A 24,040-nucleotide genomic window follows, 5' to 3' on the forward strand; every position below is an offset into this window, starting at 1 on the left:
GAGCCGCTTGCTGTGGGCCGCCAAGCGGCACCGCTGCGGGTTCTGACGTGGTTCCTCGCAAGAACAGCACCGCCAGCGCTTCGTGAATTGGCATTCATGAGGAGGCGATCTCACAGCGAGGGACCCCGTCAGGTTCCGCCACCCGCACCGCCACGCAAACCACTTCCAAAACAGGGTCTCGCGGGTGGGGTCCAGTCCCAGAGGCGGGCGGCCTTGCGGGCGGCGACAGCGCCACCCGCCAGCCGGGTGAGGCGGGTCATCAGGCCATACGTGAGCGGGTTGGTGGACAGGCTGATTTTCGGGTCCTGCCGGGCGGTGCGCCACACCGCCTGGCTGCGGGGACGCCGGGCCCGGTCGTAGCGGGCCAGTGCGGTGGGGATGTCGGTGGCGTGGGTGAGTTCGGCGGCGAGGACGGTCGCGTCCTCCAGTGCCTGGCAGGCGCCCTGTGCGAGGAACGGGGTCATCGCGTGGGCCGCGTCGCCGAGCAGCGCGACCCGTCCGTCCACGTAGGACGGTAGCGGTTCGAGGTCGAAGATGTCGTGGCGGAGCACGGAACCGGCCGGGGTCGCGGCGAGCAGGGCCGGGACCGGGTCGTGCCAGTCCCCGACCCGGCGGCGGACCTCGGCGAGGTCCTCGCCGTAGCGCACGCCGGGCTGGTCCTGCCGGACCGTGAGGAACCAGAACACCCGCTCCCCGGCCAGCGGGTGCGCGCCGAACCTCGCGCCGCGTCCCCAGGTCTGGAACCCACGGAATCCGTTGTCCGGCCGCACCGCCCCCGGTTCGGTCACCCCGCGCCAGCACAGGATCCGCTGGAAGACCGGCGCCGGTGTGTCCGGCCAGACCGAGCGGCGCACCGCACTGCGCATCCCGTCCGCCCCGACGAGCAGGTCGGCCCGGGCCGTACGCGGCCCGGCCGGAGTGTGGTAGCGCACGGTCACTCCACGATCGGACTGCTCGACGCCGGTCACCTCGGCGGCGGTGCGCACCACGTCGTCAGGCAGGTGCCCGGCCAGCACGCCCAGCAGGTCGGCGCGGTGGTTGGCCAGCAGCGGGGTGTCCCGCCCTGGCCGGAACCGCATCAGGTAGCCGCCGTCCGGGGTGCGCAGCGTGGCGCCTGCCTCGGTCGGCACCGAGACCGCCCGGAACCCCTCACCGACGCCCAGCGCGTCCGCCGCGCGCACCGCGTTCGGCGCGAACGACCAGCCCGCACCGGCTTCACGGAGTCCGGGTGCGCGTTCCAGCACGGTGACCGTCCACCCCGCCCGGCGCAGACCGATCGCCGCGGCGAGCCCGCCGATACCGCCACCGGCGACCAGTGCCGTGTTGTCGTTGCCCGGTGTTGTCATTGCTTCCTCCCCGCCGAAGGACGCGGCGTTTCCGCGAAGAGCCTGATCATCCAGTCATAGACGTCGTGCGCCACCCTCAGCCGTTCGGCGCGATCGCTGCCGGCCCCCGCCAGTGCCATGCCGTCGGCGGCGAGGTCGCGGAAGTCGACCAGACCGGCAAGACGCCGGCGGATCACGGTCTCCCAGGCGTCGTCGTCCACCCGGTAGTAGTGGGTCCGCTCGCCGGGACGGCTGCGCCGGCGCACGAACTTCGCGTCCGTCAGTAGCCGCATGTTCGTGGCCAGCGATGCCTTGCTCGCGCCGATCGCTGCCGCGATCTGTCCCGCGGACTGCTCCGGCGGGTCGCAGATCATCAGCCAGCCCAGGATCCGCCCGGCAATCGGCGGCACCCCGTACTCCTCCGCGCAGAACATCGCCATGCGTTCGACCCACTCGAGCACCCGCTGCTCCGCCACCCGAACCACCCTTCGCCCTTGTTCAGCAAGTTCAGTATGTACTGAACTTACTATTAACAGCAAGACAATGAGCGAGCGGGTCCCCTGCGGCTGCGGGGCGCCGTGCGTTGATGTGCCGATTGTCACAGGAGTTTTTGCTGCGCCGAGGGTGGCGTGATGCTCGTGCTACGCCTCGCACTCACCAGAAGAAGAACCGGGGGCCGGGAAAAGCCACCCTTGCCGGGTGCGTTCGTGTTCCGCGGTGAAACCGGCGTCGCGGCCGGACGCCGGAACAGGCTTCGGGCGCGAATCCCCTTGTGGTAGCGCGACGCGGCCCCGCTCCCCCTCCCACGCCACAGAGATCCCCGATCGGGTCCCCGGACGGCAGTGGCGTGGACCATGACGTCGCCCTCCGCCGCCCCTCACTTCTCCCATCCGGGTGAAGGGTCCGGTCCGGATCGTCAGGCGCGGAGAAGCGAATGTGGTGCTCCCTCCTCGTGCCCTGCGTACGGCCACCACAGCCCAGCGTGACGACCAAGACGCTTCCCGGCCGCTTCACGAAAGCTGCGCAGGCGGTTTCGGGCCGTGGGGCGTTCACTGGAACCATGAGCTATTACCAGCCGCCCTCACGGCCGGGTTCGCCCCGGCCGCTCCGGACGCTCGGTCTCGTGCTCGGTGCGGTCCTGGCGACCGTGCTGCTCGGATTCGCCTTCCTCGTCGCCGCGACGCCCCAGTCCGTTCCCGGCCATGCCCAGCTGAGCCTCGCGCAGCACAGCGGCACCGGTCAGCAGGTCGCGGCGCCGCTGAGCACCCAGGCGATCGCCAACAAGGTCAATCCGGGCCTGGTGAACATCAACACCACCCTCGGCTACCGGGGCCAGCAGGCCGCGGGTACCGGCATGGTGCTGACCCCGAACGGCGAAGTACTCACCAACAACCACGTGGTCGCCGGGGCCACCAGCATCCGGGCGACCGACGTGGGCAACGGCAGGACCTACGGGGCCACGGTCATCGGCTACGACCGCACCCGCGACGTCGCCGTGCTCAGGCTGGACGGCGCGTCCGGGCTGGCCACCGTCCCCCTCGGCGACTCGTCCCGGGTCGCGGTCGGGGACTCCATCGTGGCGCTCGGCAACGCGGGCGGCGCCGGGGGCACGCCGGTCCCCGCTCCCGGCAAGGTGAGCGCACTGAACCAGTCGGTCAGCGCCCTCGACGAGTCCACCGGCAACACCGAACAGCTCAACGGGCTGATCCAGGTCAGCGCCAACATCCAGTCCGGTGACTCGGGCGGGGCGCTGGCAGGCGGCACCGGCAGGGTGATCGGCATGACCACCGCCGCCGCCACCGGCGGGCCCGGCGGCGAAGGCGGCGGCATCGGCTATGCCATCCCCATCAACCAGGCGCTGAGCGTCGCCCGGCAGATCGTGTCCGGGGCGGCGTCGGAAACGGTGCACCTCGGGAAGTCGGCCTTCCTCGGCGTCGCGATCAGCGACTCCATCTCGGGCGCGGTGATCCAGCAGGTCGTCGCGGGCGGCCCGGCCGCACACGCGGGAATCGCCGTGGGCGACACGCTCACCACCTTCGACGGCCATGCCGTCGACTCGGCCTCCACGCTGACCGGCCTGATGGATCGCTTCCACCCGGGCGACAAGGTCGGTGTGGGCTGGCTCAACCAGGCCGGCCGCGAGCGCAGCGCCACCGTCACCCTCGCCGAAGGCCCCGTCGGCTGACGCGGGCTCCAGCGCGGTGACGTGACGGGAGGCGTGGCACGGCTTCACAGGTCGATGGTGGCGAGGCAGCGCCAGATGCCCGCCTCGTCCTCGGCGAAGCGAAGGCCGTGCCACGCCACCGCCTTCGGCGCCGGGCCGGTGATCTCGGCCTCCCGCCGGTCCACCACCGCCAGCCGCGCCTCGACCCCGGTGTCACTCCACAGCACCCGCACCCCGACCGGAAGCACGTCCTCGGTGTCGAGCCGGTAGATGATCTCGTCGAGCAGCGCGATCAGCGCCTCCTCCCCGGTGCCGACCAGCAGGTCCGCGCTGATGGTGCGGGTGGGCGCCCGGCCGGTGACGACGGCGAAGCTTTCCACCAGTGCCAGGGCCGCCTCGGCCAGGCAGTCCTCCCTGGTCGGCCCCCAGGCCTCGATCCTCAGGCCCGCGGTGCGCGGAAGGGCGCGATGCCCGGCGGTCATCCCGTCACCACCCCACGTCCGGCGAGGTACGCATGCGGCCCGGATACCCGCCCCCGGACTCCCCGAAAGCGCAAGATTGGAGAAGACGGCCTGCCGGGCGGTGCCTAGGTTGGGGGGAGGTTTCCGAAAGGAGTGGCGATGACCGGCGTACGGGTACTGGTCGGCACGCGCAAGGGCGCCTTCGTGCTGACCTCGGACGGCAAGCGCCGCGAGTGGGAGATCAGCGGCCCCCACTTCGGCGGCTGGGAGATCTACCACGTCACCGGCTCCCCGGCCGATCCGGACCGGTTGTTCGCCTCGCAGTCCAACTCCTGGTTCGGCCAGGTCGTCCAGCGCTCCGACGACGGCGGCCGCACCTGGCGGCCCATGGGCAACGAGTTCACCTACGAGGGGCAGCCGGGCACGCACCAGTGGTACGACGGCACGCCGCATCCCTGGGAATTCGCGCGGGTGTGGCACTTCGAGCCCTCCCCGGCCGATCCGGATCTGGTGTACGCGGGGGTGGAGGACGCCGCGCTGTTCCGGTCCGTCGACGGCGGCGCGTCCTGGCAGGAACTGCCGGGCCTGCGCAACCACGGCTCCGGGCCGCACTGGCAGCCCGGGGCCGGGGGCATGTGCCTGCACACGATCAAGCTGGACCCGGCCGATCCCGCGCGGATCTTCGTGGCCATCTCCGCCGCCGGCGCCTTCCGCAGCGACGACACCGGCAAGACCTGGCAGCCGATCAACCAGGGCCTTCGCTCCCAGGGCATCCCGGATCCCGACGCCGAGGTCGGGCACTGCGTCCACCGGCTCGCGCAGCACCCGGCCCGCCCGGACACGCTCTACATGCAGAAACACTGGGACGTGATGCGCTCCGACGACGCCGGGGAGCACTGGCGGGAAATCAGCGGGGACCTGCCCACCGACTTCGGCTTCGCCATCGACGTGCACGCCCACGATCCGGACACCGTCTACGTGGTGCCCATCAAGAGCGACCACGAGCACTTCCCGCCCGAAGGCAGGCTGCGCGTGTACCGCAGCCGCAGCGGCGGCGAGGAATGGGAACCGCTCACCGAGGGCCTGCCCCAGCGTGACTGCTACGTGAACGTCCTGCGTGACGCGATGGCGGTGGATTCCCTGGACGACTGCGGTGTGTACTTCGGCACCACCGGCGGCCAGGTCTACGCCTCCCCCGACGCCGGGAACACGTGGGCGCCGATCGTGCGGGACCTGCCCGCCGTGCTGTCGGTGGAGGTGCAGACGCTGCCATGATCCGGGTCGTGCTGCCGGCTCACCTGCGGATCCTGGCCCGGATCGACGGTGAGGTCCGCCTCGAACTCGACGGGGAAGTCACCCTCCAGGCGGTGCTCGACGCGCTGGAGGCGCGATACCCGATGCTGCGGGGCACGATCCGGGACCGGACCAGCAGGAAACGCCGGGCCTTCGTCCGGTTCTTCGCCTGCGAAGAGGACCTCTCCCACGAGCCACCGGACACGCCCCTGCCCGCACCGGTGGTCAGCGGGCACGAGCCGTTCCTCGTCGTGGGCGCGATGGCGGGCGGCTGAGCGGAGGGCCGGGGTCAGTGCGTGGCCCGGCCCGCGTCGAGGTTGCCCTGGTACCGCTCCCGCGCCTCGTGCAAGAGAGCGGGAGCCAGCCACGCGACGGGGTGAACGTCGTCGAGCAGGGGCTCGTTGTCGGGCCCGAAGTCGACCTCCCGGCCGGTCAGCGCCCAGGGCCGCGCGCCTTCGCGCAGTTCCCGCAGGTACTGGCAGACGCGCCGGGCCAGCCAGTCCTCCGCGGGCAGCGTCCACCATCGGGGCGGGTTCAGCGAGTTCGCCGGAATCCCCGGCAGGGGCAGGCCGCTCTCGTGATCCGTGCTCTGCCGCTGCGCGTCCGCCTCCGGACCGGACGAGTACCGCACATACAGCGTCTTTTCCGTGCTGAGCAGCTCGGCCAGTTCGGCCAGGGTGTACACGGTGAACACCGGCGAAGGGTGCCCGCCGGTACCTTCCCTAACCGCCGAAAGGGTTATGTTCTGTGAATTCCACCACCGCGCGTGGCCGCCCGGCTCTACGATGTCGTCACGGCGTCCCAGTCCCCGACCAACCCTCCGGGACAGCCGAAAGGTCGTGATTGCAGTGTCAGAGCGCATGCCGGAGCGCACGTCAGAGCGCATGTCGGAAAGTCCCTTGAAGGGCCTGCCGGAGGACACCGGCGAAAGACCCGTACCCCGGTCCGGGGATTCCTGGGAAGAGTTGCTGGAGCACTACCGGCACACCGCGGTCCAGACCCTGGCCCGCCACCTTCGCGGCGGCACGCGGTGCCGTGCCTGCGACCAGCCATGGCCCTGCCGGGCGGCCTGCGCCGCCGAAGCCACCCTCGAACTCTGAAACCGCGGGTGCGCCGGGGCTCACCAGTCGGCGAGCACGGTTTCGAAGGCCAGTTCGGCGGCGCCCAGCAGCTTCGCGTCGGAACCGAGTGAAGAGGTCACCACGCGGGTGCCGCCCACGGCACGGCTGACCAGGCTGCGCTCCCGCACCACCTGCTCGACCCGTTCGACCAGTACCGGGGGCAGCGCGGTGAACAGGTCCCCGAGGACGACGAGCTGCGGGCACAGCAGATTTACCACGTTGCCCAGGCCGAGCGCGAGCCACTCGGCGAACTCGTCCAGCCGGGCCAGTGCCTCGTCGCCGCCTGCCGTCACGGTCCGCAGTTCGGCCACGATGGTGCCCATCGGCGACTCCTCGTCGAGCCCCAGCGCCCGGCACAGGGCCCGCTCCCCCACCTCGGTCTCCCAGCAGCCGTAGGAACCGCAGTAGCAGCGCCGCCCGCGGGGCCGCACCACCATGTGCCCGACCTCGCCGATGTGGTGGCCGCCCGCGCCGCGCATGGACACCCCGTTGGAGATCACCCCGCCGCCGACGCCGACGTCCGCACTGATGTAGACCACGTCCTCGGCGTTGCGGGCGGCGCCGCGCAGGTGCTCGGCGAGCGCGCCGAGCTCCGCGTCATTGCCCACGTGAACGGGCAGTTTCAGCGAGTGGGACAGCCAGCCGCCGAACGGGACGTCGGTCCAGTGCAGGTTCGGCGCCTCGTGCACGAAGCCGTCGGTGTGGCGGACCACGCCGGGCACCGACAGCCCGATCGCGACCGGAGCGACGTGCTGCTCGGCGACCAGCGGGGCGAAGTAGTCCACGATCCGGGTGAACACCTCGACCGGTTCCCGGTTGCCCGCCCGCAGGCGCCAGCTGTCCCGGCCGAGGATCTGACCGCCGATGCCGACCAGCGCCATCGCCGCCCGGTCCACCCGGATGTCGATGGCCAGCACCACCGCCGCCTGCGGCTGCGGCAGCACCAGCAGCGACGGGCGGCCCGCCCCGCTGCGCTGGGCGGGCACCCGTTCTTCGACCACGCCGTCCTCGGCCAGGCCGTCCACCAGTGCCTTGATGGTGCTGCGGTTCAACCCGAGCGTGGTGGCCAGGCTGGCCCGGGTGGAGGGCCCGTCGACGTGCAACCGGCGCAGCAGGGCGGCACGGTTGTGGCGACGAACGTCGTCCGGGCGAGCCCCGGCTGTCGGTGTGCTCGTCACCTCGGTTTCCCTGCTCCTGCTCTGCTCACCGGGCCACGGGCCGACGTCAGCGCGCTACCGCGGCGCGCTTGCGGGACAGTGCGTCCACAGTAGCGGCCACCAGCAGCACGAGCCCGGTGATGATGTTCACTGTGGCCGCCTTGTACCCGAGCAGGCCCAGACCATTCTGGACGGTCGTGAGCACCAGGCCGCCGATGACCGCGTCCCGCATCCGGCCGCGCCCGCCGAACAGCGAGGTACCGCCGATCACCGCCGCGCCCACCGCGAACAGCAGGGTGTTGCCGTTGCCCGCGTTGCCGTCCACCGAACCGACCTTGGAGCTGTAGACGATCGCGCCGATGGCGGCCACCGCCGAGCAGATGACGAACACGCTCATCCGGATCTTGTCCACCTTGACGCCCGCGCGCCGCGCCGCTTCCCGGTTGCCGCCGACCGCGTACACGTGCCGCCCGTACCGCGTGCGGTCGAGCACGAAGGTGCCCACCACCAGCAGCACCAGGATGATCGGCACCACGTAGGGCACGCCCTGGATGGTGGTGCGGTCCGGATTGGGCGACCGGTTGAGCGTGAGCAGGTAGGTGGCCACCGCGCCGAGCACCACCACGGCGCCCACCTTGATCGAGATCAGCGTGGTGGGCTGGGCGACCAGGCCGTTGCGGAGCCGCGAGAAATGGCGGAACAGCACCACGACCGCGTAACCACCGCCGGCCACCACGAACAGGATCCAGCTGCCCAGCACGTTCAGGTTGCCGTTGGCCACGTCGAAGAGCACCTGGCTGTCGCGGATGGGGATGGTGCCGCCCTCCCCGACCAGCGCCAGCACCACGCCGTACCAGGCGATGAACAGCGCCAGCGTCACCACGAACGACGGGATGCCGATCTTGGACACCAGCGCGCCGGTGATCCCGCCGATCACGGCGCCCACGCAGACCGCCAGCAGCATCTCGACCCAGGCGTTGGGCGCCACGCCCAGCAGGAAGATCAGCATCGCGACCAGGGACAGCGCCATGCCGATCCAGATCCGCATCAGGCCGCACAGCAGCGCCGAGACCGCCGCCGCGATCACGAAGCCGAAGAACATCGTGTCGCCCATGGCACCCAGCAGGTTGCCGTGCTGGGTGAAGTGCAGCGCCAGCACCGAGGCCGCCACACCGGAGGCGGTCCCCGCCGACAGGTCGATCTCGCCGAGCAGCAGGACCGGGACGATGCCCATCGCGATGATGGTCTGGCCGCCGCCCTGCGCGAACAGGTTGGCGATGTTGTTCAGCGTCAGGAAGGTGTCGGACAGGCCGGTGAAGACCAGCACGAGCACCAGCAGGCCGAGCAGCGCTGGCACCGCGCCGAGCTCACCGCCGCGCAGACGGCGGAAGTAGTCGCCGATCGCCTCGGCTGTGCTGCGGGAAGTGGTGTCGATGCCGAAGTCCGCGATCGCGCTTTCGGCTGCCGAGGGCTCGCCGGGCTTCCCGGCCTTGGTCGGTGTTTCAGTCATGTCTCTTCCTCGCCTACACGGCCGCGACTTCGGGCCGGGCCAGGCCGAGATCGCCCGACCGGCCGGCGGTGATCAGCTCGACCACCTGGTTGTTGGTGACGTCCTTGGTCGCGACATCCGCGGCCAGCCTGCCGAGGTAGAGGACCGCGATGCGGTCGGCCACCTCGAACACGTCGTTCATGTTGTGGCTGATCAGCACTACGCCCAGGCCCTGCTCGGCAAGGCGGCGCACCAGGTCGAGCACCTGGCGGGTCTGCGCCACACCCAGTGCGGCGGTGGGCTCGTCGAGCAGCACCACCTTGCTGTTCCACAGCACGGCCTTCGCGATGGCGACGGTCTGCCGCTGCCCGCCGGACAGCGCCGAAACGGGGGTGCGCACGGACTTGACGGTGCGCACCGACAGCGAGGCCAGGGTCTTGCGGGCGGCCAGTTCCATGGACGCCTCGTCGAGCAGGCCCGCCTTGGTGCGCTCCCGGCCCAGGAACATGTTCTGCACGATGTCCAGGTTGTCGGCGAGCGCGAGGTCCTGGTAGACGACCTCGATGCCCAGGGCCGCCGCCTCGCGGGGATTGTGGATGTGCACCGGGTTGCCCTCGAAGAGGACCTCGCCGCTGTCCACCCCGTGGATCCCGGCGATGCACTTGACCAGCGTCGACTTCCCGGCGCCGTTGTCGCCGACGAGCGCGGTCACCTCACCCGGCCGCACCGACAGATCCACGTCGTGCAGTACGTGGACGGGTCCGAAACTCTTGTTCACACCGCGCAGCGCGAGGATCGGCTCGTTCACCGCGGGAACCTCCACATCGTCGGGGGCACTGCGCGGGATGCCGTCCGGCGCTGGACCGGGCCGGCATCCCGTGCGGTGCGGTTGTCTTACGAAATTCCGAGCTGGGCGCAGACCGCGGCGGCGTCGTCGGTGCAGATGTCACTGGCCTTGACGTAGCCCTGGTCGACCACGATCTTGACGTTCTGCTTGGTGACCGACTGCGGCGTGAGCAGCACGGACTTCACCGTACGGTTGCCCTTGGGGTCGTTCGCGGTCACCTTGGCGATGCCGTCGGCGGTCGCGGTGTCGTTCTTGATCAGCGCGGCGGCCAGCTGCGCGGCGGCGTCGGCCTCCTGCTGGATCGGCTTGAACACCGTCGAGTACTGGGTGCCCTGCAGGATGGCCTTGAGGCCCGCGGCGCTGGCGTCCTGCCCGGTCACCGGGACCTTGCCCGCCAGGCCGTTCTTCTGCAGCACGGTGATGATGGCACCGGCGAGGCCGTCGTTGGAAGCGAGCACGCCGTCCACCTTGCCGCCGTTGGCCGACAGCAACTGCTCGAAGGTGTTGCCGCCCTTCTGGTTGTCCCAGCCGTCGATGGCCTGGCTGGCGACCTTCTTCAGCGCGCCGGACGCGTAGAGCGGTCCGACGATGTTCTCCTGCCCGTTGTGGAACAGGGTGGCGTTGTTGTCGGTGGGCGATCCTTCGATCTCGATCACCTGGGCGCCGGGCTTGCCCGCCAGCGCGTCCTTGAGCGCGGTGCCCTGGAGTTCGCCGACCCGGGTGTTGTCGAAGCTGACGTAGTAGTCGGCGCTGCCGCCGAGGTTGAGCCGGTCGTAGTCGATGACGGGCACGCCCTGCTGCTTGGCCTTGCGCTCCACGGTGGCGCCCACGTCGCCGTCGGGGGCGGCGATGATGAGGACCTTCACGCCCTGGCTGAGCATGTTGTCCGCGTACTGCGAGAACTTCTGGTTGTCGCCCTGGGCGTTCTCGATGATCGGGTTGAGGCCCGCCTTGGTCAGCGCGGCCTGCAGCATCGGCTGGTCGAAACCCGCCCAGCGGGCTGAGGTCGCGGTCTCCGGCAGGATCACGCCGACCTTCGGCCCGGAGCCGCTGCCTCCGGCGTTCGTGCCGCCGTTGCCGGAGCCGTTCGAGCTGTTCGCCCCGCAGGCGGTCAAGGCCAGCGTGACGCCGGCGCCCGCCGCGAGCAGGGCAAGGGTCTTACTCCGCTTCATTGCGTCCCCTTGTGAGCAGGTCTGGAGGAAATGTTGTCGTGCACAACATTCGAATGTTGTGGCCGACAACATACGTCCCCGACCAGGGTGCGGGGAAGAGGACTTGACCGATCAAGAACGCGCCGCAGTTCACGTTCCGGTAACAACCGCGGTCCCCGGCGGCCGACGTCCGGGACCCGGGCAGGTCTTGGACGCCAGCCACCCTCCCCGGCGATACTCACGAACGTGTTCACCACCCGTCCCACGCTGCAGGGCACCTTCGGCATGGTGTCGTCCACCCACTGGCTCGCCTCCGCCACGGCGATGTCCGTCCTCGAAGACGGCGGCAACGCCTTCGACGCGGCGGTCGCCGCCGCGTTCGTGCTGCACGTGGTCGAACCCCACCTCAACGGCCCCGCCGGGGAGGTGCCGATCATCCTCGCCCCGGCGGGCGGCACCCCGGCGGTCCTGTGCGGACAGGGACCGGCCCCGGCAGGCGCCACCGTGGCTCACTACACCTCGCTGGGACTGGATCTGGTGCCCGGCACCGGACCGCTCGCCGCGGCGGTCCCCGGCGCGTTCGACGCCTGGATGCTCCTGCTCCGGGACCACGGAACCCGGCGACTGGCCGACGTCCTGCGCTACGCGATCGAGTACGCCGAGCACGGCCACCCCGCCGTGGAACGGATCGGCACGACCGTGGAGGCGGTGCGCGAACTGTTCGAGACCGAATGGACCAGTTCAGCGGAGATCTACCTGCCGCACGGCCGGTCCCCGGCACCGGGAGCCCTGCTGAAGAACCCGGCGCTCGCCGGAACCTGGCGGCGTCTGATCGCCGAGGCCGAGAGTTCGGGCCCGGACCGGGAAGCGCAGATCGAGGCGGCCCGGCGCGTCTGGCGCGAAGGCTTCATCGCGGAAGCGCTCGCCAAAGCCGCCGCGCTGTCCACAACGGACACGACGGGGGAACGGCACGCGGGCACCCTCACCGCCGACGACCTCGCCTCGTTTTCCGCGAGCTACGAGGAACCCGCCACGTTCACCTGGCGGGGCTGGACCATCGCCAAACCCGGGCTGTGGAGCCAGGGACCGGTGTTCCTGCAGCAACTCGCCCTGCTGCCGGACGACCTCGGCCCCGCGGACTACGCCACCCCGGGCTACTACCACACCCTCATCGAGGGCACGAAGCTCGCGATGGCCGACCGGGAGGCCTGGTACGGCGACAGCACCGACGTCCCACTGGAAGCGCTGTTGTCGCCCGGTTACAACGCGGAGCGGCGGGCCCTCATCGGCGAGCGAGCCTCCCATGAACTGCGCCCGGGGCGCCCCGGAGGGCGGACTCCGCGGCTGAGCAGGCAGGCTGAACTCGTCGTTTCAGGCGTCTCGCCGACGGCTCCCGCGGGCGCCGGCGCCGGCGAGCCCACGGTCGCGCGGGACGGGTCGACCCGCGGGGACACCTGCCACCTCGACGTGGTGGACCGGTGGGGCAACCTGATCGCCGCCACCCCCAGCGGTGGCTGGCTCCAGTCGAACCCGGTGGTGCCCGGACTCGGCTTCCCGCTCGGGACCCGCCTGCAGATGTGCTGGCTCGACGAGGGGCTGCCCAACTCGCTCGTCCCCGGCAAGCGGCCCCGCACCACGCTCACCCCGTCGCTGGCGCTGCGGGACGGGCAGGCGGTGCTGGCGTTCGGCACGCCCGGCGGAGACCAGCAGGACCAGTGGAACGCCCATTTCTTCCTCGCCGTCGCCCTGCGCGAACCGGTCCGCGGCGGACCGGACCTGCAGGGCGCCATCGACGCCCCGAACTGGCACACGGACAGCTTCCCGGGGTCGTTCTACCCGCGCGCCATGGACCCCGGCGCGGTCACGGTGGAATCGCGGATCGGCGAGGGGGTGATCGCCGGGCTCCGGCGCCGGGGGCACCGGGTCACCGTGGGCGACCCGTGGTCGGAGGGGCGGTTGTGCGCGGTGGCCCGGGACCCGGAAACGGGCATCCTCTCCGCCGCCGCGAACCCTCGCGGCATGCAGGGCTACGCCGCAGGCCGCTGACCCCCGCCCGAAGCCCTGGCGTTCTTTCCCGTGAGGGGACCCCTCGCGGCAGCACCAGCGTGGGACACGAACTGCGGGAAGTGTGCGGTGCATCACCGAGCGGAACGGAGCCGCTATCGGTAGCAGGGGCCGCGGACGATTTCATGTTCGTTTTATTCTTTTAGCGTAAACTACTCTCCGGCATTTCGACTTGCACGGACAGTGAGCAGCACCGTGCGACCGGCCGGGAAATCGTCACCGATTCCGCCCGCGTGCCCCCTTGAACACACATCACGAACGAATTAAGCTGCCGCAAGCGGGGCACTTCACTAGGCCGAATGGTCTATCGGCTTCGTCCGGTTGTCACTGGGCTATTGTTCGGCCCGTCATTTTCCGCCCGGCCAGAGAGGAAGCGTCATCATGGGGATACCGCGCGGTCCGGGATCCCGCTCACCGCGGGGAGTGCGCTGAGCGGTGGACACGGCAAGACTGAAGGAGAGCTGGGAAAGTGTGACCCGGTTCGGTGGTCAGGTCCCACTCTTCTTCTATTCGACTTTGTTTCTGACCTACCCCGCGGTTCGTGAAATGTTTCCGGCCGGGATGTCCGCCCAGCGGGACAAACTGGTCAGCGCACTCGGCCGGATCGTCGCGCATGTGGACGATTTGGACCAGGCGATGCCCTTTCTCCAGCAACTGGGCCGTGACCACCGGAAATTCGCCGTCACCCCGGAGCATTACCCGGCGGTGGGCCAGGCCCTGCTGACCACCCTGGCGCATTTCCTCGGCCAGGAATGGACGCCGGAACTCGCGGCCGACTGGACCGCCGCCTACACCCTGGTCGCCGAGGTGATGACCACCGCGGCGCGGGACAGCACGCAGAGCACTCCGCCGTGGTGGAACGCCGAGGTCATCCGGCACGAGCGGCGCACGGCCGAGATCGCCGTGCTCACCGTGCGGACCGATCACCCGCTGCACTACGCACCCGGCCAGAGCGTGTCGGTGGAAACCCATCTGCGGCCGAGGATCTGGCGGTACTACTCCCCCGCCAACGTCCCGCGCAACGACGGCGTCATCGAGTTCCACGTCCGGATGGTCGACGGCGGTGCGGTCAGCGCGGCACTGGTCCAGGCGATCCAGCCCGGTGACGTGCTCCGGCTCGGCGCCCCGGTGGGCGCCCGCCTGACCCTGGACCACAAGCAGGACATCGTGCTCATCGCGGGCGGCACCGGCCTCGCGCCGCTGAAGGCGCTGCTCGGCCAGGTGGCCGAGGAAGGGTTCCACCGCACGGCACACCTGTTCGTCGGCGCCCGCCGCGCGCACGAGCTGTACGACATGCCTTCCCTGCAGGCCTTCGCGCAGGCGGTCCCGCGGGTCCGCGTGATCCCGGCCGTGTCCCACGATCCCCGCTTCACCGGGCCCCGCGGTCTCGCCGGGCAGGTCGCGCTGGGCCACGGGCCGTGGCACGGGCACGAGATCTACGTCTGCGGCTCACCCGAGATGGTCGCGGACACCCGCGACATGGTGCTGGCGGCCGGCATCGACGCCGAACGCATCCATTGTGAGGAGTTCTCCGGATACCAGGGCCCGACGGAGAACGTGCAGAGCGTTCTGAAGAGGGGATAAGGACTTTCCAGCATGACACTGCAGGCCAACGATCAGCGGCAACCCGGACTCCGGCGGGGCCTCACGCCGGAACAGGTCCGCAGCATCACCTTCAGCAAGTCACCCCTCGGCCGGCGCGGTGTCGACCCGAACGAGGTCGAGCTGTTCCAGCGCCGGATCGCGGAGGAGATCGCGGCCGGGGAAGCGGAGAACGCCCGCCTGCGCGCCGAGATCGACCGCCTCCGCGACTGGTACCGCAGCCGCGGCGAGAACATCGACTCCGCACCCCAGAAGCCCCAGGTGGACATGATGGCCGTGCAGATGCTGTCCGAAGCGCAACTCCAGGCGGAGGCCTACATCGCGCAGGCCGAAGCCCACTGCCGTCAGCTCACCGGGGACGCCCGGCGCCAGGCGGACGCCCTGCTCGAAGAAGCCCAGCAGCGCGCCGAAGCCGCGGCGGCCGAAGCCGTCCGGCAGTACCGCGCCGATTCCGGCGCCAACCACGCCGCGGACGTCGAGGAACTGGAACGCCGGATGGCGTGGCTGCGTGCCTTCTGCCACGCCGTGCAGGTCCAGCTCCACGCCGCCTCGGACGCGTTCGCGCAGGAGGTCGACAAGCTCGCCCGCCTGCCCGAACACCTCTCCCCACCCCCGCAGAAAGGTGATTATGACCAGCATCTATGAGCAGATCGGCGGACAGGAAGCGCTGATCTCGGTCGTCGACGACTTCTACGTCCGCGTGCTGGCCGACGACGAACTGGCCCCGTACTTCACGGGTTCGAACATGAGCAGGCTCAAGGGAAGACAGGTCGAGTTCTTCGCCGCCGCACTCGGCGGCCCCGACCTCTACGACGGCCTGAGCATGCAGGAAGCGCACCGCGGCCGCGGCATCGACCAGAAGGCGTTCGACCGGGTGGCGCAACTGCTGGCCGAATCGCTCGCGGACGCGGGGGTTCCCGGCGAGACCGTGGACCAGATCATCGGCGCGATCGCCCCGCTGGCTTCGGACATCGTCGCCGGCGCGAAGCCGGCCGTCGGAAGCCTCTGACCCTCCCGCTCGGCCCCCGCCCGCTCCGGCCGGCGGGGGTCAGCCCGCCGCGATGCGGTGCCGGATCTCGTCGAAATGGTCGCTGACCGCGCGCCGGACCGCCTCCTGGTCGCAGGAGCTGATCGCGTCCACGATCTTCTGGTGCTTGGCGACCAGTGAACCGGCGTTCGACGGCGTGCCGACCAGTGATTCGGACTGGCGGTAGACGTCCCAGAACAACCGGGTGAGCTCCAGCGCGAGTTCGTTGCCCGCGGCCACGCAGATCCGCTCGTGGAACTGCCGGTCGGCCGCCGCGGCGGTGGCGGGATCCCGCATCCGCTCGATGCAGCCGGCCAGGTCGGCCAGCAGGCCGGCGTCGCCGACGACCTTCCTGGCCAGTTCGGTTTCCAGGATCTGGCGCACCTCCAGCAGATCGCGCAGGCCCCGCAGGTCGTCCTGCGACCGGGCCCGGGTGCGGAAGAGCAGCGACGGGCTCAGCGTGGTCATGCTCGCGTCGCCGACGAAGGTGCCGTAGCCGTGCCGGATCTCCACGATGCCCAGGGCCTGCAGGGTGCGCAGGGCCTCGCGCACCGAGTTGCGCGCGGCGTCGAACTCCTCCATCAGGCGTGGTTCGGGTGGGAGCGGGTCGCCCGGGCGCAGCCCGCGCCGGTCGATGAGCTCGATGATGGCGTCGACCAGTTCCTGGCTGCGGGTGGTGCGCACTCTTGCCCTCGCTTCACACTGTGAGCTACCGTCCCCCACATCATAGGACGTCCAACGTCCTATGACTTCCCCCGAACGATGGTTCCTCGACGAAGAGGTGCAGATGAACACCTCCCCCCAGCGCACCCGCTGGTACCGGCAAGTCGGTCGCGACGCCTGGAAGGCGTTCGGTGCGGCCTGGACCGGCTACCTGCTCGACGGGTTCGACTTCGTGATCATCACGCTGGTCCTGACCGAAATCCGCACCGAGTTCCACCTCTCGCTGGCTTCGGCCGCGACGCTGGTCTCGGCGGCGTTCGTGTCCCGGTGGTTCGGCGGGCTCGCGCTCGGCGCCTTCGGCGACCGGTTCGGCAGGCGTCCCGCCATGATCCTGAGCATTCTCTGCTACGCGACCGGCACCGCGCTGTGCGGGTTCGCCTGGAATTACTGGTCGCTGTTCGCCTTCCGGGCCCTCGTCGGCATCGGCATGGCCGGGGAATACGGCTCCAGCAGCACCTACGTGATGGAGAGCTGGCCCGCCTCGCTCCGCAACCGGGCCAGCGGGTTCCTGCTCTCCGCCTACCCCGTCGGCACCATCCTGGCCGCCCGCGCCTACGAGGCCGTCGTGCCGTCCTTCGGCTGGCGGTGGCTGTTCTGGCTCGGCATCCTGCCGGTGGTGGTCGCACTGTGGCTGCGCCGGGCGCTGCCCGAGGCACCGGACTGGACCGACCAGGTGGCCCGCGGCGAGGCCAGGACCAGCGCGAGCGCCCTGCTGCACGGGAGGTGGGCCGGGGCCAATGCGGTGATCACGGTGGTGGTCGCGGTCTGCCTCGTGCTCGTCTTCTCCGGGCACGCCGGCGGGTGGTACCCGCTCTGCATCGCCCTGAGCGTGGCGGGTTTCGCCGTGTTCGCCGGGCAACTGGGCGGGCGGTCCTGGCCCACCGCGCTCGGCCTGATGGCCACCGTGTTCTGCGCCTTCCTGTACTCGTGGCCGATCCAGTCGCTGCTGCCCACCTACCTCAAGACGGAACTGCACTACAACGCCGGGCAGGTGGCCAACGCGCTGACCTGGGCCGGTCTCGGCTACGCCCTCGGCTCCTGCCTCGCCGGGATCGCCGGCGACCGGTTCGGCACGCGGGCGGCCTACGTCGGCGGGCTGGTGCTGTCCCTGCTGTTCGTCTTCCCGGTGTTCGCCCTCGGTCCCGGTGGCGGCATCGTCGCCGTGTGGGGTCTGCTCTTCGCCCTGCAGGCCACCGGTTCCGGCATTTCCGGCCTGCTGCCCAAATACCTCGGCGACCACTTCCCGGTGCGGATCCGCGCCGCGAGCCTCGGCTTCACCTACAACGTCGGCGCCCTCGGCGGCGCGGTCGCGCCGCTGGCCGGTGCCCAGGTGGCCGCGCACATCGGCCTCGGCCCGGCCCTGGTGTGGCTGGCCTGCGGGCTCACCCTGGTGACCGCGCTGCTGGTGGGCTTCGACGTGCCTGCCCGGCTCACGCGGCGGAAACGCGAGGTGAGCACCGCGCCCGCGAACAGCTGAGAAAACGACTCTCCCCATGTCCGTGATCACGGAGAATTTCCCTCAGCGGGGTTCCGGCACGTCCTTCCCCTGGATAGGGTGACGCCCACGGCTGACGACGACATGGGGTACTTCCGTTGACCGAACGCGAAACCGAACCCGACCTCACCGGCCCGGCCTGGACCGTCCCCGGGGTGGATCTGGACCACCCCAACGTGTCCCGGGTCTACGACTGGTACCTCGGTGGCACCAACAACTACGCCATCGACCGGGAGTTCGGCCGCCAGGCACTGAAACTGCTGCCCCACGCCCGCGAAGTCGCCCAGCACAACCGGCAGTTCATGACCAGAGCCGTGGCGTACGCGCTCGCGCAGGGGATCGACCAGTTCCTCGACATCGGCTCGGGGATCCCCACCGTGTCACCGGTTCACGAACTGGTGCGGGCCGCGAATCCCGAGGCCACCGTGGTCTACGCCGACAACGAGGCGGTCGCGATCGCGCACGGGACGGCCATGCTCGCGGACAACCCGACGGCGGCCATGGTGGGCGGGGACTTCTACCAGCCGGACACCATCGTCGAGGCGGAAGACACCCGGCGGCTGATCGACTTCCGCCGCCCGGTATGCCTGCTGGTCGTCGCGCTGGTGCATTTCGTGCCCCCGGAGAAGGATCCCGAGCGGACCCTGAGCGAGTACTACTCCCTGCTGGCACCGGGCAGTCTCGTCGCGCTCTCGCACGCGACCGTCGACGGTCTCGACCCCGCCGACCCCGCGCAGAAGCGGGTCCGGGACTCCACACTCGCCTTCTGCGCGCACTACAGCAAGACCTCCACCCCGGACTTCGTCACGCGCACCAGGGAGGAGTTCGCCGCCCTGTTCGGCGGGCTGGAACTGGTCGAACCGGGCATCGACTACACGCAGTCCTGGCGCAACCCGGACCTGCGGCCCGGGGAGAACCCGGCGTTTTCGGTCGGCCTCGCCGGAGTGGGCCGCATGCCCTGACACTCCGGCCGCACCGGGGTGTCGTCCGGGCAACGGTGGAACGGACCTTTCGCCGGCACCCCCCGCCAGGCGAAGATCGGGGGATGTACGTTCCCGCTCACTTCGCGCCCGACGACGAAGCGGTCCAGGAACTCCTGGCCCACCACGGCGCAGCCGACCTGATCACGGCCACGCCCGACGGGCTCGTCGCCACGATGCTGCCGTTCCTCTACGACCGGGAACGGGGCGCCCTGCTGGGACACTTCGCCCGCAACAACGAACACTGGAGCCTGCCCGTGCTCGGCGAAGCCCTGGTGATCGTGCGCGGTCCCGACTCCTACGTCACGCCGTCCTGGTATGCCTCCAAGGCCGAGCACGGACGTGTCGTGCCCACGTGGAACTACCTGACCGCGCACGTGTACGGCAGCATGACCGTGCACGACGACCCCGGCTGGGTCGCCGCCCTGGTCCGGCGCCTCACCGAGCACCACGAAGCGGGCCGGCCGGATCCGTGGTCGGTCGACGACGCACCGGAGAAGTTCTTCGCCGGGCAACTGCGGGCGATCGTGGGGGTCGAAATCACCATCAACCGGATCGAGGCCAAGTTCAAGCTCAGCCAGAACCGCCCGGCGGCCGACATCGACGGAGTGATCGCGGGGCTGCGGGGGTCCGGGGAGGCGGAAATGGCCGTCCGGGTGGAAGAACACCGTCCCCGTTAGGGCCCCGGCGAAGTCCCCGACTGGGGCGGGGGCGAGCCGTGAAGGGGCCCTTCACAGCCGATTCGGCCGTGGTCCCGGCAAAGTCTGGTCGGCTCGGATCCGCCGGGGGCGAGTCCCACCCTCCGGCGCTTGTGTCCCACGCTGGTGCGCCCATGTCCCACGCTTAGGCGGGTGAGTCCCACGCTGGGGGCCGGGGCGGGGTTGAAGGTCGCCTTCAGGGTCATCAACGCCCTCAAGGCCACCTTGAGGGCACACCCCTGGTCCCCGGAGTGCCGTTCCCCGGTCGAACGACTCCCGTGAGGGGTCCCCTCACGGGAAAGAACGCCAAGATTGCGGCGCCAGCCCGATGTCCTGCTCACGCGGACCGAACGTGGAACTCAGGCCACCGAAGGTGGGACACAAGCGCACGAGGGTGGGACTCGCGCGGCGGAGCGACACGACTTTGCCGGAGCCCTGGTCGATTCGGCCGTGAAGGGTCCCGGCCAAGGGCGCGCGAGTGCGGACTCGCCTGGCTGCTTAGGGGCGCGGTGAGATCGCGCGGCGGCGGCGCGGCCCGCGCATCGTGAGCCCGAGCAGGCCACCAGCCACGAACCCGATCACGTGCGCGGCGTAGGCCACCGACCCGGCCTCCGCCGTGCCGTAGCCCGCGGCGTAGAAGGCCTGCAGGACGAACCACATCCCCAGCATGAGCCACGCCGGGACCCGCAGCGGCAGGAAGAACAGGACCGGGATCAGGCCCCACACCCGTGCCCGGGGAAAGAGCACGAGGTAGGCGCCGAGCACCCCCGCGATCGCCCCGGAGGCGCCCACCAGCGGATCGGAGGAGGACGGGTCCGTCAGCGCGAAACCGTATCCCGCGACGTAGCCGCACACGAGGTAGAACAGCAGGAACCGCACCGGGCCAAGGCGGTCTTCGATGTTGTTGCCGAAGATCGCCAGGAACAGCATGTTGCCGAGCAGGTGCGTCCAGCTGCCGTGCAGGAACATCGCGGTGAGCACCGAGACGGCCGGGATCTTGGTGTACGACGGCGGCCCGGCCAGGCAGGCCGCCCCCTGCGGGGTGGCGACCGCGTGGCCGGTGGGCACGAGCGCGGGCACCTGGTTGCGGACCATCTCCCACGGCACCGCGCCCCAGCGTTCGAAGAAGGCCTGCAGGTCGCACAGCTGGGCGAGGTTGGTGTTCCCCACCGCGGTGTGCGCGGCCGCGGGCATCGCCAGGAACACCACCACGTTCGCCGCCACCAGTGCGTAGGTGACCCAGGGCGTGCGGCGCAGCGGGTTCACGTCGTGGACGGGTATCACTCCACAGGAATACCCCAGCCGGACCACCCCCGCCGGGTGGGGGATCTGGCACAGTGATCGGATGCGGCGATTGTGGCTGGCATCACTGTTGGTGCTCCTCGCCTGTTCCGCACCCGGCCCTACCGGTGTCGTGAGCGCGGACTGGCGCGAACTGCCGCTCCCGGCCCCGGACGCGCGGGTGCTGGCGATGGCGCCGCTCGCCGCCGGAGTGCTCGTGCTCGGCTCGGTGCCCGGGAGCGAGGGCCGCGCCCCGGCCGCGTGGACCACCGCCGACGGGCGGTACTGGCGGCCGGTGCCGGTGGCACCGCACAGCGCGTACGCCTTCCAGGCCGAGCTGGCCTCGGTGGGGGTCGCCGGGGACCGGTGGACGGTGCTCGGGCAGGCCTTCGGCGGCGCACACGGCAGTCCGCGCATGACGGTGTGGAGCGGCGGGGACGCGGGCCTGGCCGAGCATCCCCAGGCGTTCGAACTGTTCGGCGGACCGCACGCGGTCGCGGTGACCAGCGCGGCCGCGCTGCCCGGGACCGGCCTGCTGGTGGGCCAGTGGGAAAACGCCATCGGACGCTCGGGGGCCGCGGTGTGGACCTCCGCGGACGGGACGCGCTGGCAGCGGAACGCCGACGACCCGGCGCTGTCCTCCGCACCGGGGGAACAGACCAGTGCCGTGCAGGCCGCGCCGGGCCCCCTCGGATTCCTCATGGCGGGCTACGACGAGCGCGAGGGCCTGCTGACCCCGCTGGCGTGGGCCTCTCCCGACGGACAGGCGTGGCGACGGCTGCCGGTGCCACCGCCCGGGGCGTCCTCGATGGCCCAGCGCGTCGCCTGCGACGGTCAGGGGTGCGTGCTCGGCGGCGCCACCGCGGGCGCCCGGTCGCGGGCGCTGTGCTGGCCGGTGGACCCGCACGGGGTGATCGGCGCCGGGCAGCCGGGTCCGGAATCGAAGCTGGTCGAGTTCTCCCAGCTGCTGCTGCGGGACACCCGCGTGTTCGCGGTGCTGCGCGTCGACGACCGGGCCCGCCTGGCGGTGCTCGGACGGGACTGCACCGGCTGGCAGGACCTCCCGTTACCGGTGGGCGCGGCCGAAGCCTGCCTGGCGCCGCTGCCGGGCGAAGTGCTGCTGGCCACCACCGATCCGGAGGGCAGCAGGCTGTGGGTGCGCGCGGACGACCGGCGGGGGTGACGCCGGGCCGGTAGCATCGCAGAGCGTGCGGGAGATCGCCGTCTTCAGCGGAAGTGCCCACCCCGGACTCGCCGCCGAGATCTGCACCCACCTCGGCGTCGAACTGCACCCGGTCCGCACCCGGCGCTTCGCCAACGACTGCCTGGAGGTGCAGTTGCGGGCCAACTGCCGGGAACGCGACGTCTTCCTGGTCCAGCCCGTCATCGCGCCCGTCCAGGAGAACCTGGTCGAACTGCTGCTGATGCTCGACGCCGCGCGGGGTGCGTCCGCGGCCAGGACCACCGTGGTGCTCCCGCATTACGCCTACGCCCGCTCCGACAAGAAGGACGCCCCGCGGATCTCCATCGCCGGGCGGCTCGTGGCGGACCTGATGGTGACCGCCGGAGCCGGCCGCGTGCTCGCGATGGCCCTGCACTCGCCCCAGGTGCACGGCTTCTTCAGCGTCCCCGTCGACCACCTGCACGCCTTGCGGGAGCTGGCCCGGCACTTCGCGCGCTACGACCTGTCCGCCACCACGGTGGTCTCCCCCGATCTCGGCTACGCCAAGCCCGCCTCGCACTTCGCGCGGCTGCTCGGCGTGCCGGTCGCCGCCGGGGCGAAGGAGCGCTTCGACGACAGGGTCACCATCAGCTCGGTCATCGGCGACGTGGCGGGACGGGATGTCATCGTGCTCGACGACGAGATCGCCAAGGGCAGCACGGTGCTGGAACTGCTGGACCGGCTGCGCGAGATCGGGGTGGGCTCGATCCGGGTGGCCTGCACGCACGGCCTGTTCGCGGCGGGCGCGCTGGAGCGCATCGCCGGGCAGCCGGACGTCGCGGAGATCGTGTGCACCAACACCGTCCCGGTGCGGCCGGAGGCGCCGGAGCCGAAACTGACCGTGCTGTCCATCGCCCCCGCCCTCGCCGAGGCGATGCGAAGGATCCACAATGGAGAGTCGGTCAGCGCCCTGTTCGACGCCCGCTGAGGGCCATCACGCCAGCGCGTGGCGGATGAGGAAGTCCCACATCACGGTGGCTGCGTCGGCCTCGGAGCCGACGGCGGTGGTGAACGGCGCGGTGACGGGAGCGGTGGCGGGCCAGCGGTGGGTGAGTCCCGTCCACAGTGCGGCGGTGACGTCGGCGCCGGTGCGGCAACCGGTCCAGCCGGTCAGCTCGAGCGGGCCCCGGGCGGTGGTGGTGCCGGGACCGTCGCAACCGTTGACGGCACGCCAGTGCGCCACGGCGTCCCGCAGCGCGGCGGCGGCGCTGGGCGCGTTGTGCTCGGTGCGCACCAGCGGGTCCTCGCTCCCGGCGCCGAGCAGTGCCGGGAGCGGCTTCGCCGCGGCGCATCCGGTCAGCGGAACCGCGCCATAAGTGGCCATCGCGGCGAAGATGCCCGGTTGCGCACAGACTTCCGCAAACGCGAGTTTCGCCCCGTTGCTGTAGCCGACGAGATAAATCCGACGTGAATCGCTTTCGAAATACTTCGCGGCGTCCCGGACCGCCTCGGCGAGAAAGGCAAGATCGGGAACGCCCTGTTTCCCGGCCGGACCGCAGCAGCCGCCGCCCGCGTTCCACGATTCACCCACCCCCACCGGATAGACGAGATCCGCGAGCCCGCGCTCGGCGTAGCCGAGGAACCCGGTGCGCGCCGACTCCTGCTGTGCGGTGACCCCGCGGCCGTGCAGCACGACCAGCAGCGGAAGGCCTGGTTTGCGGTGGGCCGGGCCGATTGCCCAGTATCCACGGGACATTCCGGACACGGTGAGTTCGCGGCGAACGGTCGTGGTGGTTTCCCGGCCCGTCACCGCCGTGGCGGCCGGTGCGCCCGAGGGGGACGAGCCCGCCACCGGCCGCACCCGGCCGGGCGTCACCGGCCCGGCGCAGGCGACCGCGAACACCAGCACGCCCAGCAGGGGCCAGAACCGTCGCAGGGACTCCCCGAACTCCGAGGCCGGGCACCGGCGCCGTGAATTCATGGCTCCCAGTCTGCCTCCC

The 24,040-nt window shown here is 70.9% G+C and carries 24 protein-coding genes; 13 read left to right on the forward strand and 11 right to left on the reverse strand.

The features are described from left to right. Positions 1 to 128: 128 nt before the first annotated feature. Together ORV05_RS19140 and ORV05_RS19145 are read right to left on the reverse strand one after the other, a co-directional pair. Complete coding sequence (locus ORV05_RS19140; RefSeq protein WP_268440863.1) at positions 129 to 1,346, reverse strand: FAD-dependent monooxygenase; 1,218 nt, start codon at positions 1,344 to 1,346, stop codon at positions 129 to 131. Continuing rightward, positions 1,343 to 1,801 carry a GbsR/MarR family transcriptional regulator gene (locus ORV05_RS19145; protein WP_268440865.1) on the reverse strand — a complete coding sequence of 153 codons (459 nt, stop codon included), beginning with the start codon at positions 1,799 to 1,801 and terminating at the stop codon, positions 1,343 to 1,345. Before ORV05_RS19145 ends, ORV05_RS19140 begins: the two co-directional genes overlap by 4 nt. Before the next feature lie 584 nt (positions 1,802 to 2,385). Between ORV05_RS19145 and ORV05_RS19150 the strand changes: the two genes are divergently transcribed. Beyond that, positions 2,386 to 3,510: a S1C family serine protease gene (locus tag ORV05_RS19150; RefSeq protein ID WP_268440867.1), complete on the forward strand. Its 1,125-nt coding sequence runs from the start codon at positions 2,386 to 2,388 to the stop codon at positions 3,508 to 3,510. Between the two features lie 44 nt (positions 3,511 to 3,554). Here ORV05_RS19150 and ORV05_RS19155 read toward each other — a convergent pair whose 3' ends face one another. Continuing rightward, positions 3,555 to 3,971 carry an archease gene (locus ORV05_RS19155; protein WP_268440869.1) on the reverse strand — a complete coding sequence of 139 codons (417 nt, stop codon included), beginning with the start codon at positions 3,969 to 3,971 and terminating at the stop codon, positions 3,555 to 3,557. A gap of 138 nt (positions 3,972 to 4,109) precedes the next feature. Between ORV05_RS19155 and ORV05_RS19160 the strand changes: the two genes are divergently transcribed. Together ORV05_RS19160 and ORV05_RS19165 are read left to right on the forward strand one after the other, a co-directional pair. Further along, positions 4,110 to 5,225: a WD40/YVTN/BNR-like repeat-containing protein gene (locus tag ORV05_RS19160; protein WP_268440871.1), complete on the forward strand. Its 1,116-nt coding sequence runs from the start codon at positions 4,110 to 4,112 to the stop codon at positions 5,223 to 5,225. Further along, the gene (locus ORV05_RS19165; RefSeq protein ID WP_268440873.1) at positions 5,222 to 5,518 is read left to right on the forward strand and encodes a MoaD/ThiS family protein; all 297 of its coding nucleotides are present in this window, start codon (positions 5,222 to 5,224) and stop codon (positions 5,516 to 5,518) included. The genes ORV05_RS19160 and ORV05_RS19165 overlap by 4 nt, the downstream gene beginning before the upstream one ends. Before the next feature lie 14 nt (positions 5,519 to 5,532). Here the strand turns inward: ORV05_RS19165 and ORV05_RS19170 are convergent, their stop codons facing one another. Then, the gene (locus tag ORV05_RS19170; protein WP_268440875.1) at positions 5,533 to 5,937 is read right to left on the reverse strand and encodes a DUF6098 family protein; all 405 of its coding nucleotides are present in this window, start codon (positions 5,935 to 5,937) and stop codon (positions 5,533 to 5,535) included. A 190-nt stretch (positions 5,938 to 6,127) separates the two neighbouring features. On the opposite strand from ORV05_RS19170, the gene ORV05_RS19175 reads away from it, so the two are divergent. Then, complete coding sequence (locus ORV05_RS19175) at positions 6,128 to 6,343, forward strand: hypothetical protein (RefSeq protein ID WP_268440877.1); 216 nt, start codon at positions 6,128 to 6,130, stop codon at positions 6,341 to 6,343. 20 nt (positions 6,344 to 6,363) lie between these two features. Here the strand turns inward: ORV05_RS19175 and ORV05_RS19180 are convergent, their stop codons facing one another. From ORV05_RS19180 to ORV05_RS19195, 4 genes are all read right to left on the reverse strand, one after another. Continuing rightward, entirely contained in the window at positions 6,364 to 7,542 is a 1,179-nt protein-coding gene (locus tag ORV05_RS19180) for an ROK family transcriptional regulator (protein ID WP_268440879.1), read from the reverse strand. A 46-nt stretch (positions 7,543 to 7,588) separates the two neighbouring features. Beyond that, on the reverse strand, positions 7,589 to 9,031 hold the full coding sequence (locus ORV05_RS19185) for a sugar ABC transporter permease (RefSeq protein WP_268440881.1): 1,443 nt from the start codon (positions 9,029 to 9,031) through the stop codon (positions 7,589 to 7,591). Between the two features lie 13 nt (positions 9,032 to 9,044). Continuing rightward, on the reverse strand, positions 9,045 to 9,818 hold the full coding sequence (locus ORV05_RS19190) for an ATP-binding cassette domain-containing protein (RefSeq protein ID WP_268440883.1): 774 nt from the start codon (positions 9,816 to 9,818) through the stop codon (positions 9,045 to 9,047). 86 nt (positions 9,819 to 9,904) lie between these two features. After that, positions 9,905 to 11,029, reverse strand: coding sequence for a sugar ABC transporter substrate-binding protein (locus ORV05_RS19195; protein ID WP_268440885.1), 1,125 nt, complete (start codon positions 11,027 to 11,029; stop codon positions 9,905 to 9,907). Positions 11,030 to 11,254: 225 nt separating this feature from the next. On the opposite strand from ORV05_RS19195, the gene ORV05_RS19200 reads away from it, so the two are divergent. The 4 genes from ORV05_RS19200 (at position 11,255) to ORV05_RS19215 (ending at position 15,683) form a co-directional block, all read left to right on the forward strand. Next, positions 11,255 to 13,054 (forward strand): gamma-glutamyltransferase family protein, encoded by a 1,800-nt coding sequence (locus ORV05_RS19200; protein WP_268440887.1) that lies wholly within the window; start codon positions 11,255 to 11,257, stop codon positions 13,052 to 13,054. A gap of 579 nt (positions 13,055 to 13,633) precedes the next feature. Continuing rightward, on the forward strand, positions 13,634 to 14,656 hold the full coding sequence (locus tag ORV05_RS19205) for a globin domain-containing protein (protein WP_326938069.1): 1,023 nt from the start codon (positions 13,634 to 13,636) through the stop codon (positions 14,654 to 14,656). 12 nt (positions 14,657 to 14,668) lie between these two features. After that, positions 14,669 to 15,319 (forward strand): DivIVA domain-containing protein, encoded by a 651-nt coding sequence (locus ORV05_RS19210; protein WP_268440889.1) that lies wholly within the window; start codon positions 14,669 to 14,671, stop codon positions 15,317 to 15,319. After that, positions 15,303 to 15,683, forward strand: coding sequence for a group I truncated hemoglobin (locus ORV05_RS19215; RefSeq protein WP_268440891.1), 381 nt, complete (start codon positions 15,303 to 15,305; stop codon positions 15,681 to 15,683). Before ORV05_RS19210 ends, ORV05_RS19215 begins: the two co-directional genes overlap by 17 nt. A 39-nt stretch (positions 15,684 to 15,722) precedes the next feature. Here ORV05_RS19215 and ORV05_RS19220 read toward each other — a convergent pair whose 3' ends face one another. Continuing rightward, a complete protein-coding gene (locus ORV05_RS19220) occupies positions 15,723 to 16,385 on the reverse strand; it encodes a FadR/GntR family transcriptional regulator (RefSeq protein WP_144592968.1) in 663 nt (220 codons plus the stop codon). A 103-nt stretch (positions 16,386 to 16,488) separates the two neighbouring features. Between ORV05_RS19220 and ORV05_RS19225 the strand changes: the two genes are divergently transcribed. The 3 genes from ORV05_RS19225 (at position 16,489) to ORV05_RS19235 (ending at position 19,579) form a co-directional block, all read left to right on the forward strand. Continuing rightward, positions 16,489 to 17,901, forward strand: coding sequence for a sialate:H+ symport family MFS transporter (locus ORV05_RS19225; protein ID WP_268759819.1), 1,413 nt, complete (start codon positions 16,489 to 16,491; stop codon positions 17,899 to 17,901). Between the two features lie 116 nt (positions 17,902 to 18,017). Beyond that, positions 18,018 to 18,881: an SAM-dependent methyltransferase gene (locus ORV05_RS19230; protein ID WP_268440893.1), complete on the forward strand. Its 864-nt coding sequence runs from the start codon at positions 18,018 to 18,020 to the stop codon at positions 18,879 to 18,881. 83 nt (positions 18,882 to 18,964) lie between these two features. Next, complete coding sequence (locus ORV05_RS19235; RefSeq protein ID WP_268440895.1) at positions 18,965 to 19,579, forward strand: FMN-binding negative transcriptional regulator; 615 nt, start codon at positions 18,965 to 18,967, stop codon at positions 19,577 to 19,579. A gap of 516 nt (positions 19,580 to 20,095) precedes the next feature. Here the strand turns inward: ORV05_RS19235 and ORV05_RS19240 are convergent. Then, positions 20,096 to 20,881, reverse strand: coding sequence for a rhomboid family intramembrane serine protease (locus ORV05_RS19240; protein ID WP_268440897.1), 786 nt, complete (start codon positions 20,879 to 20,881; stop codon positions 20,096 to 20,098). A 130-nt stretch (positions 20,882 to 21,011) separates the two neighbouring features. On the opposite strand from ORV05_RS19240, the gene ORV05_RS19245 reads away from it, so the two are divergent. Continuing rightward, positions 21,012 to 22,061 (forward strand): hypothetical protein, encoded by a 1,050-nt coding sequence (locus tag ORV05_RS19245; RefSeq protein ID WP_268440899.1) that lies wholly within the window; start codon positions 21,012 to 21,014, stop codon positions 22,059 to 22,061. A gap of 25 nt (positions 22,062 to 22,086) precedes the next feature. Beyond that, positions 22,087 to 23,028 carry a ribose-phosphate diphosphokinase gene (locus tag ORV05_RS19250; RefSeq protein ID WP_268440901.1) on the forward strand — a complete coding sequence of 314 codons (942 nt, stop codon included), beginning with the start codon at positions 22,087 to 22,089 and terminating at the stop codon, positions 23,026 to 23,028. Positions 23,029 to 23,034: 6 nt separating this feature from the next. On the opposite strand, the gene ORV05_RS19255 is transcribed toward ORV05_RS19250, so the two are convergent. Continuing rightward, positions 23,035 to 24,021, reverse strand: coding sequence for an alpha/beta hydrolase family esterase (locus ORV05_RS19255; RefSeq protein ID WP_268440903.1), 987 nt, complete (start codon positions 24,019 to 24,021; stop codon positions 23,035 to 23,037). Positions 24,022 to 24,040 lie beyond the last annotated feature (19 nt).

This window comes from Amycolatopsis cynarae, assembly GCF_026802195.1.
Taxonomy (GTDB): domain Bacteria; phylum Actinomycetota; class Actinomycetes; order Mycobacteriales; family Pseudonocardiaceae; genus Amycolatopsis_E; species Amycolatopsis_E rhizosphaerae.